This window comes from Mycobacterium sp. RTGN6 (assembly GCF_033804605.1).
Taxonomy (GTDB): domain Bacteria; phylum Actinomycetota; class Actinomycetes; order Mycobacteriales; family Mycobacteriaceae; genus Mycobacterium.
Genome location: NZ_JAPZKZ010000007.1, coordinates 225245 through 239823, shown reverse-complemented (window position 1 = coordinate 239823; position 14579 = coordinate 225245). Strand labels below are relative to the sequence as shown.

16 protein-coding genes are annotated in these 14579 nt (G+C 67.0%); 9 read left to right on the top strand and 7 right to left on the bottom strand.

Annotation, left to right across the window (positions count from 1 at the left end; all coding sequences use genetic code 11):
* The first annotated feature begins 38 nt into the window (after positions 1-38).
* The 4 genes from SLQ33_RS18985 (at position 39) to SLQ33_RS18970 (ending at position 3157) form a co-directional block, all read left to right on the top strand.
* On the top strand, positions 39-740 hold the full coding sequence (locus tag SLQ33_RS18985) for a class I SAM-dependent methyltransferase (protein WP_319455407.1): 702 nt from the start codon (positions 39-41) through the stop codon (positions 738-740).
* Positions 741-885: 145 nt separating this feature from the next.
* Positions 886-1641, top strand: a complete 756-nt coding sequence (pyrH, locus tag SLQ33_RS18980) for a UMP kinase (protein ID WP_319455406.1) — start codon at positions 886-888, stop codon at positions 1639-1641.
* Positions 1642-1683: 42 nt separating this feature from the next.
* Positions 1684-2241, top strand: coding sequence for a ribosome recycling factor (gene frr, locus SLQ33_RS18975; RefSeq protein WP_319455405.1), 558 nt, complete (start codon positions 1684-1686; stop codon positions 2239-2241).
* 34 nt (positions 2242-2275) lie between these two features.
* Positions 2276-3157, top strand: a complete 882-nt coding sequence (locus SLQ33_RS18970) for a phosphatidate cytidylyltransferase (protein ID WP_319455404.1) — start codon at positions 2276-2278, stop codon at positions 3155-3157.
* Here SLQ33_RS18970 and SLQ33_RS18965 read toward each other — a convergent pair.
* On the bottom strand, positions 3141-4049 hold the full coding sequence (locus tag SLQ33_RS18965; RefSeq protein WP_413467660.1) for a DMT family transporter: 909 nt from the start codon (positions 4047-4049) through the stop codon (positions 3141-3143). The two genes, SLQ33_RS18970 and SLQ33_RS18965, sit on opposite strands and share 17 nt — an antisense overlap.
* Positions 4050-4118: 69 nt before the next feature.
* Here SLQ33_RS18965 and rlmN point away from each other — a divergent pair, with 69 nt between their 5' ends.
* Together rlmN and SLQ33_RS18955 are read left to right on the top strand one after the other, a co-directional pair.
* On the top strand, positions 4119-5216 hold the full coding sequence (gene rlmN, locus SLQ33_RS18960) for a 23S rRNA (adenine(2503)-C(2))-methyltransferase RlmN (RefSeq protein ID WP_319455402.1): 1098 nt from the start codon (positions 4119-4121) through the stop codon (positions 5214-5216).
* A gap of 16 nt (positions 5217-5232) precedes the next feature.
* Complete coding sequence (locus SLQ33_RS18955; RefSeq protein ID WP_319455401.1) at positions 5233-5796, top strand: hypothetical protein; 564 nt, start codon at positions 5233-5235, stop codon at positions 5794-5796.
* A 103-nt stretch (positions 5797-5899) separates the two neighbouring features.
* Here the strand turns inward: SLQ33_RS18955 and SLQ33_RS18950 are convergent, their stop codons facing one another.
* The 4 genes from SLQ33_RS18950 to SLQ33_RS18935 all read right to left on the bottom strand — a co-directional run bounded on the left by SLQ33_RS18950 (position 5900) and on the right by SLQ33_RS18935 (position 9595).
* Complete coding sequence (locus SLQ33_RS18950) at positions 5900-6307, bottom strand: nuclear transport factor 2 family protein (protein ID WP_319455400.1); 408 nt, start codon at positions 6305-6307, stop codon at positions 5900-5902.
* Positions 6304-7788, bottom strand: coding sequence for an aldehyde dehydrogenase family protein (locus tag SLQ33_RS18945; RefSeq protein WP_319455399.1), 1485 nt, complete (start codon positions 7786-7788; stop codon positions 6304-6306). Before SLQ33_RS18945 ends, SLQ33_RS18950 begins: the two co-directional genes overlap by 4 nt.
* 63 nt (positions 7789-7851) lie before the next feature.
* Positions 7852-8400: a TetR/AcrR family transcriptional regulator gene (locus SLQ33_RS18940; protein WP_319455398.1), complete on the bottom strand. Its 549-nt coding sequence runs from the start codon at positions 8398-8400 to the stop codon at positions 7852-7854.
* 94 nt (positions 8401-8494) lie between these two features.
* A complete protein-coding gene (locus tag SLQ33_RS18935) occupies positions 8495-9595 on the bottom strand; it encodes a phosphotransferase family protein (protein ID WP_319455558.1) in 1101 nt (366 codons plus the stop codon).
* Positions 9596-9702: 107 nt separating this feature from the next.
* Here SLQ33_RS18935 and SLQ33_RS18930 point away from each other — a divergent pair, with 107 nt between their 5' ends.
* Positions 9703-10866: a CoA transferase gene (locus SLQ33_RS18930; RefSeq protein WP_319455397.1), complete on the top strand. Its 1164-nt coding sequence runs from the start codon at positions 9703-9705 to the stop codon at positions 10864-10866.
* Here SLQ33_RS18930 and SLQ33_RS18925 read toward each other — a convergent pair.
* Together SLQ33_RS18925 and SLQ33_RS18920 are read right to left on the bottom strand one after the other, a co-directional pair.
* Complete coding sequence (locus tag SLQ33_RS18925) at positions 10863-11669, bottom strand: thioesterase family protein (protein ID WP_319455396.1); 807 nt, start codon at positions 11667-11669, stop codon at positions 10863-10865. The genes SLQ33_RS18930 and SLQ33_RS18925 overlap by 4 nt on opposite strands.
* 1 nt (position 11670) lies before the next feature.
* Positions 11671-12489, bottom strand: a complete 819-nt coding sequence (locus SLQ33_RS18920) for an SMP-30/gluconolactonase/LRE family protein (protein WP_319455557.1) — start codon at positions 12487-12489, stop codon at positions 11671-11673.
* A 132-nt stretch (positions 12490-12621) separates the two neighbouring features.
* On the opposite strand from SLQ33_RS18920, the gene SLQ33_RS18915 reads away from it, so the two are divergent.
* The gene (locus SLQ33_RS18915; protein ID WP_319455556.1) at positions 12622-13326 is read left to right on the top strand and encodes an NIPSNAP family protein; all 705 of its coding nucleotides are present in this window, start codon (positions 12622-12624) and stop codon (positions 13324-13326) included.
* 7 nt (positions 13327-13333) lie between these two features.
* Positions 13334-14578 carry a cytochrome P450 gene (locus SLQ33_RS18910; protein WP_319455395.1) on the top strand — a complete coding sequence of 415 codons (1245 nt, stop codon included), beginning with the start codon at positions 13334-13336 and terminating at the stop codon, positions 14576-14578.
* The last annotated feature ends 1 nt before the right edge of the window (position 14579 follow it).

The window sequence follows — 14579 nt, the reverse complement described above, 5'->3', positions numbered from 1 at the left end:
ATCTTGACACATATCAACCAAATTGATAAACAGGAGGCATGACGAACCCCACCGAAGAGATGAACGTGATGTTCGACGCCGCCTACCGCGGTGAGGCTCCGGAGCTGCCGTCGGGCCCCGGAGCCCGACCGCCGTGGAGCATCGGTGAGCCGCAGCCCGAGATCGCCGCCTTGATCGCGGCGGGCAAGTTCCACGGCGACGTGCTCGACGCCGGCTGCGGTGAGGCTGCGACTGCACTCGCGCTCGCCGAGCAAGGCTTCACCACCGTGGGCCTCGACCAGTCGCCCACCGCCATCGAGCTCGCGCGTGCAGAGGCCGCCAAGCGCGGCCTGACCAACGCCAGCTTCGACGTGGCCGACATCAGCGCATTCACCGGATACGACGACCGCTTCGGCACCATCGTGGATTCGACGCTGTTCCACTCCATGCCGGTCGAGCTGCGCGAGGGCTACCAGCAGTCGATCGTTCGGGCCGCCGCGCCGGGCGCGTCGTACTTCGTCCTGGTCTTCGATCGGAACTCCATGCCGGGTGGCCCCGCGAACCCGGTCACCGAGCAGGAACTGCGTGACGTGGTGGGCAAGTACTGGGTCATCGACGACGTCCGGCCCGCCCGCATTCACGCCAACGTGGCCGTCGGGGCCATCGCCGGGTTCGAGGACTTCGCCGGGCAGGCCATCGTGGACGAAGGCAACGGCCGCATGTCCATCCCCGCCTGGCTGCTCTCGGCGCACCTGGGCTGACGTCCTTCGCGCGACCTGAACAGGGTCGATCTCCACGCGTAGCTACCCGTCCGTCACCGCGTTCTCGCAGTTTGGCAGGATTGGGGTTGCCATCCTCGCCAAGTAATGGATGGCAGTCTCGTGCGAGGACCCGAAGGGAGCCACGATGGCGGTGCCTGACGAAGGCGGAGCCAGCCAGAGCACCCCGATCCGACCGATGTACTCCCGCGTGGTGCTCAAACTGGGCGGCGAGATGTTCGGCGGTGGTCAGGTGGGCCTGGACCCCGACGTCGTGGCGCTGGTCGCCCGCCAGATCGCCGAAGTGGTCCGCAGCGGTGCCCAGGTGGCCGTCGTCATCGGCGGAGGCAACTTCTTCCGAGGTGCGCAACTGCAGCAGCGCGGCATGGAACGCACCCGCTCGGACTACATGGGCATGCTCGGCACCGTGATGAACAGCCTTGCGCTGCAGGACTTTCTGCAGAAGGAAGGCATCGACACCCGAGTGCAGACCGCCATCACGATGGGACAGGTCGCGGAGCCGTACATCCCGCTGCGCGCACGCAGGCACCTCGAAAAGGGTCGCGTCGTGATCTTCGGTGCGGGCATGGGCTTGCCGTACTTCTCCACCGACACCACGGCCGCGCAGCGCGCCCTGGAGATCGGCGCCGAGGTGGTGCTGATGGCCAAGGCGGTCGACGGCGTGTACACCGCCGACCCACGCACGAACCCGGACGCCGAACTGCTGACCGCGATCACACACCGTGAGGTCATCGACCGCGGACTTCAGGTTGCCGACGCCACCGCCTTCAGCCTCTGCATGGACAACAACATGCCGATTCTGGTGTTCAACCTGCTCACCGATGGAAACATCGCGCGTGCGGTCGCAGGTGAGAAGATCGGAACACTTGTCACCACCGATTGACGGTTGGTGGCCGGGCGAGCGACAGCGACGGGAGAAACGACCGTGATCGACGAAACCCTCTTCGATGCCGAGGAGAAGATGGAGAAGGCGGTGGGCGTCGCGCGCGACGACCTCGCGTCCATCCGGACTGGTCGCGCCAACCCCGGCATGTTCAATCGGGTCAGGGTCGACTACTACGGCTCGCCGACGCCGATCACTCAACTCTCCAGCATCAACGTGCCCGAGGCCCGGCTCGTCGTCATCAAGCCTTATGAGGCAAGCCAGTTGCGCAGCATCGAGGAGGCCATCCGCAACTCCGACCTCGGCGTCAACCCGAGCAATGACGGCAACGTCATCCGTATCTCGATTCCCCAGCTGACCGAGGAGCGGCGCCGCGATCTGGTCAAGCAGGCGAAGTCCAAGGGCGAGGATGCCAAGGTGACGGTGCGCAACGTCCGGCGCAAGGCCATGGAAGAGCTGGCTCGCATCAAGAAGGACGGCGAGGCGGGCGAGGACGAGGTTGGCCGGGCCGAGAAGGAACTCGACAAGGCGACTCAGACGTACACCACGCAGATCGACGATCTCGTCAAGAACAAAGAAGGCGAGCTGCTGGAGGTCTAGGTCGCCGGAGACCAGACCTTCAGAAACGAGCACAGTGGCAGACCCCGACACCGCACCCGCCGACGGCGCTGGCGACACCGCCGAGCCGCAGAAGAAGGCGTCCCGGGCCGGGCGCGACCTGCCCGCGGCCATCGCCGTTGGCGCGGTGCTGGGCTTCGGCGTGATCGCCATCCTGATCTTCGTCCCGTACGTGTGGATCGGCGTCGTTGCCGCGGCGATGGCGCTGGCCACCCACGAGGTGGTCCGGCGACTGCGCACGGCGGGCTATGCGATACCGGTGATTCCGCTGCTGATCGGCGGCCAGGCCATGGTCTGGCTGACGTGGCCGCTCGGCGTGGCCGGGGCACTGGGCAGTTTCGGCGGCACCGTCGTCGTGTGCATGATCTGGCGGCTGCTGTCGGGTGGTCTGAAGGACGCGCCGGTCAACTATCTGCGCGACATCTCCGCGACGGTCTTCCTGGCCGCCTGGATCCCGCTGTTCGGCGCGTTCGGCACGCTGCTGGTCTATCCCGACGACGGTGGTGCGCGGGTGCTGTGCCTGATGGTCGGCGTCGTGTTCTCCGACATCGGCGGCTACACGGCGGGCGTGCTGTTCGGCAAGCATCCGATGGTGCCCGCGATCAGCCCCAAGAAGTCGTGGGAGGGCTTCGCGGGGTCGCTGATCTGTGGCACCGCTGCCGCGGTGCTGGCCGTGACCTTCCTGCTGGACAAGCCGGCGTGGGTGGGTGTGCCGCTCGGCCTCATGCTGGTGATCACCGGAACCCTCGGCGATCTCATCGAGTCTCAGGTCAAGCGCGACCTGGGCATCAAGGACATGGGGACGCTGCTACCGGGCCACGGTGGCCTGATGGACCGCCTCGACTCGGTGCTGCCGTCGGCCGTTGCGACCTGGATCGTGCTCACGCTGCTGGCGTAACGGCTTGCAGGGGAGCCGGCCGGCGTGACCGCGCGTTCAGCCAGCACGCCGCCGCGCCCACCACTAGGCCGACCGCGATCCCGACATCCGGCCGCTGACCCAACATCAGCCACGACAAGACGCCCGCTACCGCGGGGATGACGGCGAACAGCATCGCGACGGCGGCGGCGCCGAAGTTGTTGATCGCGCGGACGTAAAGCGTCATGCACAGGGTGGCGTTGAGCAGGACGACGGCCGCGACGGCGCCTGCCGCCTTCCACGGATCGGCCACCGTGAACGGCATGACAGTGGCCAGCACCGCGACGGGTAGCAGGGCCACTCCGTTTTGCAGCGCCGCGGTCGCCCGGAAGTCCACGCCGGAGCAGAACTTCTGCTGGTAAACACCACCGGCGGCGATGGCGAGAAGTGCGACGAGCAGCAGGAGCACGACGGTGTCGACTCCACCGATGGTCATCAGCCGTCCCGCGCAGGCGGCCAGCACGGCCAGGACGCCGAGGATCAGCGCGCCGACACGGGTCCAAGTCATGCCCTCGCCGAGGAACACCGTCGCCAGCACGGCGGTCACCACGGGATTCATCGAAATGATCACCGCGCCCAGCACCGCGGGCGCCCCATGCAGCAGTGCCAGATACAGGCAGATGAACTGCAGCGCATTGGTGAGCAGACCGGCGACCAGTACGTGAGCCAAGGTGCGTCCAGTGGGCCACGTCACACGGGAGATGAGTGCCCAGCCGGCCAGGATCATGCCAGCCAACCCGAACCGGAATACCAGCACTGCCATTGGCGACATCGCTGAAACAGCAAGTGCGCCAATGGGATACCCAAGCGCATAGAAGAACGTCAGATTCGACGCTGTCCGCAGGGGCATCGGGGGCAGGGCCATGGTTCCCATCGTTGCGACCAACGCCCGTCGTCGCCATTCAATTTCCGCCATGCACGGGTGAGATACTGACGCAGAATCATGGCAACCTCTCTACCTCTGGTTTTCGAGGCGCCGCGCCGGGGTATGCCGCCGCGGCACTTCGCCGACCTCGACGACGAGGGCGGCGCGGCCGCCGTCGCGGACCTGGGGCTGCCCGCGTTTCGGGGCAAGCAACTGGCCAACCAGTACTACGGCCGGCTGATCGCCGATCCGCAGCAGATGACCGATCTGCCCGCCGCGCTACGCGAACAGGTCGCCGACGCGTTGTTCCCGCGGCTGCTCGACGCGGTGCGCGAGATCGAATGCGACGCCGGTGAGACGCGAAAGATGCTGTGGCGAGCGATCGACGGCACGACGCTCGAGTCAGTGCTGATGCGCTACCCGCAGCGCAACACGGTGTGCATCTCGTCGCAGGCGGGGTGTGGCATGGCGTGCCCATTCTGTGCGACGGGGCAGGGTGGGCTGACCCGCAACCTGTCGACGGCCGAGATCCTCGAGCAGGTGCGTGCCGCAGCGATGGAGTTGCGAGACCGCGATCACGGCCGGTTGTCCAACGTCGTATTCATGGGCATGGGCGAACCGCTGGCCAACTACAACCGCGTGCTCGCCGCCGTGCGCCGCATCACCGCCGCGCCGCCGCACGGCTTCGGCATCTCCGCGCGGTCGGTGACGGTATCGACCGTCGGGCTGGCCCCCGCGATCCGCAAGCTCGCCGACGAGCACCTCGGCGTCACGCTCGCGCTGTCCCTGCACGCTCCCGACGATGAGCTCCGCGACACGCTGGTGCCGGTCAACAACCGGTGGAACGTGGCCGAAGCCCTCGATGCCGCAAGGTATTACGCCGACGTCACGGGACGACGGGTGTCCATCGAGTACGCGTTGATCCGCGACGTCAACGATCAACCCTGGCGGGCCGACCTGCTCGGCAAGCGCTTGCACGGGGCGCTGGGGCCGCTGGTGCACGTCAACCTGATTCCGCTCAACCCGACTCCCGGCAGCGAGTGGGACGCGAGCCCCAAGCCGGTGGAGCGGGAGTTCGTCAAGCGGGTCCGCGAGCGGGGTGTGTCATGTACCGTCCGCGACACGCGAGGCCGGGAAATCGCCGCGGCCTGCGGGCAACTCGCCGCCGAGGGCTGATCGAGGGGAGCGACTCGTGGACGCCGTGACCATCCTCATCGGTCTCGGCATCGTCGTTGCGAGCGTGCTGGCGATCGCATTCGTCGTCCGCATCCTGCTGCTGCGACCGCACCTCTCGGCGGTGCTCAGGAAAACGCGTCAAGTGCTCCATGACCGGGACGTCTTTGCGAAGGTGTACGCGTTCACCACATCGACGTCCGCGCAACGGGTGATCGACGCGATTGAACGACGCTGGGAGCGGGCCGTGCCCGACGGCGAGCCCGGGTTCTACGTGGCGAGCGTGATTCACGAGCAACAGGTCATTCTCAGCTTCGGCAACACGGACACCCCGGGAATCTTCTCCGCCCGCATAGATTTCACGTCGCGGGACCCCGCCTCGGGCACGTTGTGGTTCTACGATGCCGAGCTTCTTTCCGCGGGCACCGAGGCCGCCGAAGTGTTCCGCGCGGAATTCGCACGCCTCATTGCCGAGGTCTCGCCGGGTGCCGAACTGCTCGAACACGACGGTGAGATTGTCATCGCCACCTCCGGACCCGACCCGGACTGGCGCGCACGCCGGGGCAGTCACCGGAAGAAGTAGGCGTCAGCCGCCCGGCCCGGGCTCCAACTCCGTCGTCGAAACTGCGGTGAGATCACGATTTTGCGAACAAACGCGATCTCTCTGCAGTCTCGGCGGATGCGGACTAGCCGCCGGGACCGTTGACCGACCACACCGCTTCCTCGCGCAAGTTGCGGCTGCGCCATCCGTCGGCGGTGCGCACCAGGTCGTGGAAGTAGTAGCCGCCGAAGGAGCTCAACTCCGAGAACCCGGGCAGCTGCGTCGGGTTGTAGAACATCGCCCGCACCGTTGCCGTGTCGCCGTCCACATCCACCTCGACGTTGGTGATGTAGTGCATCGACATTGGAATGGCCGTGAACGCCTGGCTCAGGAAGTCCGCGATGTCGTCCCGCGACCCCGCCGGAATGCCATTGGACGAGTAGTCGATGACGGCGTTGTCGGTGAACACCGATCGGTAGAGCTCCCAGTCCTTGGTGTCGACGGCCCGGGCGTAGCGGTACAGCAGCGCGGTGATGTCCGATTCGTCGCTCATTCGGGCATGCCGATGGTCTTGGCCTCGAGGTACTCCTTGTAGCCCTCTTCGCCGTTGCGGTAACCCAGGCCGCTTTGCTTGGTGCCGCCGAATGGGCTGGTGATGCCGAAGTGGCTCTTGCCGTTGATCGTGACGTTGCCAGTGCGCATGCGGGTGGCCACCGCGAACGCGCGGTCGACGTCACCGCCGGACACCTCGCCCGAGAGTCCGTAGATGGAGTTGTTGGCGATCGCGACGGCCTCGTCGTCGGTGTCGTACGGCGTGACCGCCAGCACCGGCCCAAAGATTTCCTCCTGGGCCACTTGGGAATCCGGGTCGACGTCGGCGAGCAGCGTCGGCTGCACGTAGTAGCCGACGGGCAGTCCCTCGGGGATGCCGCCGCCGGTGACCAGTCGCGCGCCGGAGTCGATGCCGGAACGGATCAGGCCGAGCACCTTCTGACGCTGGGGCTCGCTGATCTGTGGGCCCTGCATGTTGCCCGGGGTCCACGGGTCGCCGACGGGGAAGCCCTCCATCATGCCCTTGAGGATCTCCAGGCCCTCCTCATAGCGACTGCGCGGCAACAGGATTCGGGAGGGCAGGATGCAGGACTGGCCCGACATCACGCACGCCATCATCGCGGCCATCGGCAGCGCCGAGTTGAAGTCCGCGTCGTCGAGCACGATGTGGGCCGACTTGCCACCGAGTTCGAGCAGCGTCTTCTTGACCGTCGGCGCGCCTGCGGCCAGGATTGCGCGTCCCGTTGCCGTCGACCCGGTGAAGGTGATCATGTCGACGCGCGGATCGGCCGACAACGCCGCTCCGACCTCATTGGCATTGGACACCACGACGTTGAATACGCCTGCCGGGATGTCGGTCTCCTCGGCCACGATGCGTCCGTATTCACTGCCGGACCACGGCGTCAGCTGGGCCGGCTTCAGGACGACGGTGTTGCCCGCCATCAGCGCGGGCACCGTCTCGGCGACGTTGAGGTAGAACGGCACGTTCCACGGGGTGATCGCGCCGACCACGCCAACGGGCTCGTAGTGGATCTTGCGCCGCGCCGGACCCATCTGCGTCGGGTGTACGCCGGTGTCGACGAGGTATTCGAACGCCTTACCATGGTCGGCCCAATGCTTGACTTCCTCGATCGGGCTTTCGATCTGGGAGCCCGACACCGTGACCGGACACCCGACCTCGGTGATCAGCACGCGTCGCAGCCGCTCCTTGTTGCGCTCCAACGCTTCGTGCAACTGGATCAGGCAGTGGTAGCGGAAGTCCAGATCGCGTGACCAGTCGGTCTCGTCGAACGCGCGCCGCGCCGCCCCGACCGCACGCTCGATGTCGGCGACGGTGCCGTCGGTCGCCTGACCCGCCACCTGTTCGCTGGCCGGATGGATGACGTCGAAGGTGGCACCACTGGAAGTATGTTGCAATTCACCGTCGATCAGCATCCGCTCGTCGCCGGCCAACACACCCGTTTCGTCCTGCACGCTAGTCATGTGCTCAGCTTTACAAATTGGCGCGCCAGTGTCAGCCCCTTGGGCCAAATTGAGATGAACTAACTACTTGATGCCGACGGCGTGACGCAGCTGCGCAAGGAACTGGTCGCCGTCGTCGCTGCGCACGATGTAGTGCGCGATGGCCACTCGGATCGCGGTCGCGGCCTTGACGGCGGCGTTGGGGCCGGACATGAGCCGCAGCAGCCGCGCGCGCATCACGGGAATCACCCGCTCCAGCTGTGCGATGACCACCTCCGGCTCGATGTCGATCAACCGCACGCCCGAGTATGACTGCTGGTACGCGACGATGAATTGAAGTGCGGCGTCCAGCTTTTCGGTACCACGCAGTCCGGCCGTCGCCTCGCTGACGCCCGTGTCGAACATGTCGCGTTCGTAGCGGCCGAACCCGTCGAGCAGTTCCTGCTTCGAGGAGAACCAGCGGTACAGCGTCGGCCTCGACACCCCGGCCTGCAAGGCCACCTCGGACAGGCTCAGCTTGGTCTGACCGCTGCGCGCCAGCACCTCCGTGGTGGCGGCGAGAATCCGATTTCGCGTCGACGAGTCCTCGCCGGCGTCGGCGGTGACCCGGCTGGCGGGTAGCGGTTCGTTCACGTCCAGTGCCTCACGAAATGACGACGGGTGTTGTCCTTCGAATTATCGTAGGCCGCGCAACCTGCGATGAAGGTATCGGCGCGGCCCAAATCCGTCACAGGTAGCTCCGCAGCACGGACACCGTGTCCAGGTCTTCGAGGGCCGCGACGCCCCGTCGCACACCCTCCAGCGCGATGCCCTCGTCCTGCATGCCGCCCATCCCGGCGGTGATCACGGCCGCCGTGTACGCGTACTGCGCGGCTTGGCGGTACCGGCGCCAGAGGTCCTCGCGGTCGAGCTCGGGGCCGCCCGCCGCGGCAAGCGCGCCTCGGTACACGTCGAGCAACGCACGCTGATGGGTTTGGCGGTCCTCGGTGGCCATCCCGGTGATCAGGCTGTAGGACAGTTCGCGGCCGGGGTGCCCGCGCCGCACGGCCTGCCAGTCCAGTAGACCCGCCTCGCCGTTGCGGAAGTAGACGTTGCCGGGGTGGGCGTCGCCGTGCATGACGGTGTGGGGTGCTGCGTCGGTCAACGCCGCGACGGCGCGGTAGTTCTCGGCGAGGAAGCGGCTGTCGTCGGCGGGGATGGACGTGCGCTCGGCGAGCTTGCGGGACGAGGTTTTGAGCAGCGACCCGACGAGCAGCGTCGTGTCGTCCCCTGAAGCGGAGTAGACCCAGCCGGGCACGCGATTCCAGAACCTCGCGTGCAGGCGGGCCAGCAGTTCGACGAGCAGACTGGCCTTGTCGGGGCCGATCGGGTGCAGCGTGTCGAGGAACTCGCACTCATCGGCGGGCAGGTCCTCCAGCACCAGCACGTAGCGGCCCGTCAGTCCGTCGAATGCCGACCCGTAAGACCTCGGGACGCCGCTCAGTTCTGCGGAGAGTGCCGCGTAGAAGCGCACTTCCGTCTCGCCGAGCCTGCCGAGTTCGCCCATCAACCGGGTGGCCGCGGTTCGGGCGGGCATCTTGACGAAGACCGAGTCGGGTACGTCTCGACCGGTCAGCGCCAGTCGGGTGCGCGACGACGTCCCGGCATCGCCGCCGATCACCAATACCGAGGTGACGGTGCGGCCCAGCAGTCGCGAGAGGTAGTCGGCATCGAGGTCTGCGACGGAGCGTGGCATCGCCCTAGCGGAGCCCGCGACGGCGTCGGTCGCGACGCGTTGCACCCCTTGCAAGAGGTGTGCGGTCAATCCGATCGCCGGGGGCACCCGCATGGCCACGTGCTGCCTCCCTAGGCTTGACTTCGTTGACCGCGAACGCCATAGCTTTACAAAAATATCGAATATTGTAAAGCAAACGCATAAATCGGAAGGTGGCCGACGTGCCCGGACCCGTCGAAGGAATCAAGGTCGTCGAACTCGGGGTGTGGGTGGCTGCGCCTGCGGCGGGCGGGATACTCGCCGACTGGGGCGCCGACGTCGTCAAGATCGAACCTCCTGCGGGGGATCCGGCCCGCACGTTCGGCCGGATGCTCGGCCTCGGTCCGGAGGCGAACCCACCGTTCGACATGGACAACCGGGGCAAGCGAAGCGTAGTGCTCGACCTCGCGACTGACGAAGGCCGCTCCGCCGCAACCGAATTGCTCGGTGACGCGGACGTCTTCGTAACGAACCTGCGCCCAGGCGCACTCAAGCGGCTCGGGCTGGACTTCGACTCCGTTTCGGCGCTCAACCCTGCGCTGGTCTACGGGTTGATCACCGGCTACGGCCTCGACGGCCCGGACGCCGATCGACCCGCCTACGACGTGGCGGCCTTCTGGGCGCGTGGCGGCATCGCGAGTCTGTTGACGCGTCCCGGTGACACCCCGCCGTTCCAGCGCGGCGGCATGGGCGATCACTCGGCGGCCATGACGTTGGTGGCGGCGGTGTGTGCGGCATTGGTGTCGCGCGCCGGCACCGGCGTCGGTCAGTTGGTGACGACGTCGCTGTACCGGCAGGGCGCCTACACCACCAGCTTCGACCTGAACACGCTGCTGCAGACCGGACATTCGGTGGCCATCGGCCAACGCGAGCACATGGGCAACCCGTGCATGAACAACTACACCGCCGCCGACGGGCGGGCGTTCTGGATCGTCGGCCTACAGGGCGACCGGCACTGGCCGCCGCTGTGCCGGGCGGTGGGCAGGCTCCAGTGGCTGACCGACCCCAGGTTCGACACTGCCCGCGCCAGGGCCACCAACGCTTCCGAACTGATCGGCGAGCTTGATGCCATCTTCGCGTCCAAGACGCTCGAGGAGTGGGCGGAAGTCTTTGCCGCAGAACCGGATTTCTTCTGGTCGCCCATCAACTCGATGGACGACGTGTTGGCCGACGCCCAGTTTCACGAGTCCGGTGGCATCGTCTACGTGCCGGACGGCGATTCGTCCACACCGATGGTCGCCACGCCAGCCGACTTCCTCGGCACCCCGTGGGTGCCGCGCGCCGGGGCGCCGTCGCTTGGCGAGCACACCGACGAGGTGCTCGCGGAGTTGGACGCCCGTCGCTAGCGCGGCCGGAGCAGCACTGACTCCTGAATGCTGCCGACGGCGTCGACTTCGTCGAACAACGTCCCGATCGTGGTGCCGACGCCATCAGGCCCGTAGTGCGTCTCGGCGCGGATGCCGATCCATTCGCCCTGAGGAAGGCGGTGCACGTGCACGACGAGGTCGGTGTTCATGAACGTCCACTTTCGGATGTCGATCTTCGTGCCGATGCCGTTGGCGTCGTCGGCCACCGAGAACAGGCGTTCCAACGGCGTCATCGACTCGCCCTTGACGAGGTCGACGAGCGGCTTGATCCACGACTCGCCAGGGCCGGGACTGAACGGCTCGGTCAGCCACCGCCAGTCGACGCTGTGCACGTAGTTGCGGTCCCAGTCCTTCGCCAGATTACGGTTGACGGCCTCCGACAGCGGACGCAACGGCGTCGCGCCGGCGTGTACGAGTGCGCTGGTGTCCAACGTCTGCAAGCGCCATCCGCTGGCCCGGGCCACCGGTCGCGGCGTTCCGTCGGGGCCTTGGGCGAGGAGTTCGGCGGAGACCAATTCGATTCTCTTGCCGGGACGTTCGACCTTCGATCGCACCCACAGGTCGCCCTCGGCGGGCACTGGTCCGAGCAGGTCGATGAGTACGCGGCTCAGCCGAGTGTCCTCACGGTGCTCGCACCGCTCCAGCGCCCGCACCAGCAGCGCCGAAGGCGGCGCACCGTGTTGAATGGCCGCCGTCCACGTGCTGCGCACGAGATCGCTGGCGACGAACTTCTCACCATGCTCGCCGTCGGTGTCGATGAGTTCGTAGTACGAGTCGGACACCTCACCACACCCCGGGTGCGGCCACGTCGACGGTCACCGCGTCGACGCGCGACGACTTGGTGCCGACCATCCGCTCGGGGTAGGCGTCGGCGCTCGTGAGCAGGAAGAGCGTCTTGCCCTCGGGGCCGCCGAGCGCGCAGGCGATCGCCATCCGGTCACCGACGGCGATGCGATCCGTCACCTCGCCACCCTCGACGATGCGTTCGAACTGATTGGCCAGCACCATCGACGTCCACACACCGCCCTCGGCGTCGATCGCGATGCCGTCCGGTGGTCCGTCGAGCCCGTCGGCGAAGACCCGCCGATCGGTCAATCCGCCGTCGGCGGCGATGGTGAACGCGCTCAGTCGGCGTCCGGTGGACTCGGCGACGATGAGGGTGCTCTGGTCCGGGGTGACGACCATGCCGTTGGGGAAGTCAAGGGCGTCGGCGACGACGGTCGCGGTGTCGTCGGGGTCGATGCGCACGATGACCCCGCCCTCGCGGGCTTGCGAACCCACGTAGGCCCGCCCGAGCTCGTCGATCACCATGTCGCCGAGATTGGCGGGCACCATCGGTCCCAGTTCGGCGATGGTGGTGACCGTTTCGCCGTCGTAGCGCAGCACCTCACGTCGCTCGGTCGACGCGATCAGCAGCGCGCCGTCGGGCCGGAAGCCGAGCCCGGACGGAGCATGCCCCGGCAGGGAGAGCGTGGTGGTGGCGCCGGTCAGCGTGACGGTGTGCACCGCCTCGCCGAGCATGTCGGAGAACCACAACAGGCCCTCGAACCATCGGGGACCCTCGCCGAAGCAGAAGCCGTTGGCCAACGGCGTCAAGGTCATCTGCTCAGCTCCGATTAGCATTGTGGCGCACCTTTACAAAACACGCCATAAGTGTCACGCTCCGTACGTGCCAGTGTCAACCACGTGCGACGTGCGCGCGACGAGTGTCGCGCATGGTCAACCGTCATGAGCATGAAGAAATACCACGGCCACACCCTGCTCTACCTGCACGAGACCATTTCGCTCGGGTCGGGAGGTAGCGACCGGTTCCTGAAGGAATTCGGCGAGGTCTACCACCCGATGATGGAGGAGCTCGGCGCGCGGCTGTTCGCGCTGTGGGAGTCCACGTCCTACAACGGGCACTGGCCGCAGGTCACGATCATCTGGGAGCTCGACGGCTTCTCCGACTACGCCCGCATCGGCAAGGCCCAGGCGCCGGGCGGCAGCCACCGTGCGCCGGCGTCGGCGTGGGCGTCGTACATGTCCGACACCGGCGGCTCGGGCGAGGGCCGCATCATGTACGCCGGGGCGAGCAACAAGACGCTCGCCCAACTCACCGAGTCCGGCTTCAAGGCGGGGCTGGTGATCCAAGAGGTGATGCAGACCAAGCCGGGCCGTCAGGACGACTACATCCGGGAACTCGAGCGGCTGTACGTGCCGTGGTCGGAGCGCACCGGCAAGCGGTGGCTCGGTTCGTTCATCACGACGTTCCGCTTCAACGAGGTCATCCACTACTGGGCCCTCGAGGGCGACTGGGACTGCTTCGAGAATCACTACCCGTCGTGGAAGGACAGTCCGCCCGCCGAGATCGTGACGTGGATGAGCGTCGCGCCTGCCTTGCGAGACGGGTGGGAGGACTCAATCCTGCAAGCGCTGCCGCCATCCCCGCTACTGTGAGCGAAGCATGAGAAACACCGTGGCTCAGGAATTCTCGTACGATCCGTTCGACCCGGCGGTGATGGCTGACCCATTGCCGTACTACCGCACGCTTCGTGACGAACACCCCGTGTACTACGTCCCCGCGTGGGACACGTACGCGTTGTCGCGGTTCGCCGACATCTGGGACGTGCTGGCCCTGGCCGACGGCACCTTCGTCGCATCGGAGGGCACGCTGCCCGCAGCGACGGTCCTGGCGCACCACAACCACGGGCCGGTGCCCGATCCGCCCCTGCACCCGTTGCCGTTTCACGCGAACTTCGACTCGCCGTTGTACGAGGACGTCCGTCGCTGCACGTCCAGCCAACTGCGACCGAAGCCGGTGACCACGCTGGCCGACCGGATTCGTACGTTGGCCAACGAGCGCCTCGACGTGCTGTTGCCGCAGGGCCGCTTCGACCTCACCCAGGACTACGGCGGCATCGTCGCCGCCTCGATCGTCTGCGAATTGGTCGGACTGCCAGCCGATCTCGCCGCCGACGTGCTCGCCACCGTTAACGCGGGCAGCCAGGCACAGCCCGGCAGCGGGGTGGAGGTGGCCAACGCCAGGCCCGGCTACCTGGAGTACCTGACACCGATCGTCGAGCGCAGACGGGCCCAGTCGGACGGCGAGCCGCTGCCGATCGTCGACGGCCTGCTGGCCTACCGGCTGCCCGACGGGTCGCCGCTGTCCGACCTCGAGGCCGCCGTTCAGATGCTCGGGGTGTTCATCGGAGGCACCGAGACGGTGCCCAAGATCGTCGCCCACGGACTCTGGGAGCTGGCCCAGCATCCCGACCAACTCGCCGCGGTGCGCGCGGACCTCGAGGCCAACGTACCCGTCGCGCGCGAGGAGATGATCCGCTATTGCGCACCGGCGCAATGGTTTGCGCGCACGGTGCGCAAGCCGTTCACCGTCCACGACACCACCATCGAGCCCGGGCAACGGATCATCACGCTGCTCGGCTCGGCGGCCCGCGACGAGCGAGAGTACCCGGACGCCGACGAGTTCGTCTGGAACCGGCCCATCGAGCGGCTGCTCGCCTTCGGGCGCGGCCAGCACTTCTGCCTCGGTGTGCACCTGGCGCGGCTCGAGATCGCGATCATGGTGACGGAGTGGCTCAAGCGGGTGCCCGACTTCGAGGTCGACCATGCCGCCGCGGACCGACCGCCTTCGAGCTTTCAGTGGGGCTGGAGCAGTGTCCCTGTTGGAGTCCAGGTGGAGGGCGTCTGAC

What these genes read in the sequence shown, in the direction of transcription:
- SLQ33_RS18985 (WP_319455407.1), top strand. Translation starts at nt 39, where the DNA reads ATGACGAACCCCACCGAAGAGATGAACGTGATGTTCGACGCCGCCTAC.
- pyrH (WP_319455406.1), top strand. Translation starts at nt 886, where the DNA reads ATGGCGGTGCCTGACGAAGGCGGAGCCAGCCAGAGCACCCCGATCCGA.
- SLQ33_RS18965 (WP_413467660.1), bottom strand. Translation starts at nt 4,049, where the DNA reads ATGGGAACCATGGCCCTGCCCCCGATGCCCCTGCGGACAGCGTCGAAT.
- rlmN (WP_319455402.1), top strand. Translation starts at nt 4,119, where the DNA reads ATGGCAACCTCTCTACCTCTGGTTTTCGAGGCGCCGCGCCGGGGTATG.
- SLQ33_RS18950 (WP_319455400.1), bottom strand. Translation starts at nt 6,307, where the DNA reads ATGAGCGACGAATCGGACATCACCGCGCTGCTGTACCGCTACGCCCGG.
- SLQ33_RS18945 (WP_319455399.1), bottom strand. Translation starts at nt 7,788, where the DNA reads ATGACTAGCGTGCAGGACGAAACGGGTGTGTTGGCCGGCGACGAGCGG.
- SLQ33_RS18935 (WP_319455558.1), bottom strand. Translation starts at nt 9,595, where the DNA reads ATGCGGGTGCCCCCGGCGATCGGATTGACCGCACACCTCTTGCAAGGG.
- SLQ33_RS18920 (WP_319455557.1), bottom strand. Translation starts at nt 12,489, where the DNA reads ATGACCTTGACGCCGTTGGCCAACGGCTTCTGCTTCGGCGAGGGTCCC.
- SLQ33_RS18915 (WP_319455556.1), top strand. Translation starts at nt 12,622, where the DNA reads ATGAAGAAATACCACGGCCACACCCTGCTCTACCTGCACGAGACCATT.
- SLQ33_RS18910 (WP_319455395.1), top strand. Translation starts at nt 13,334, where the DNA reads ATGAGAAACACCGTGGCTCAGGAATTCTCGTACGATCCGTTCGACCCG.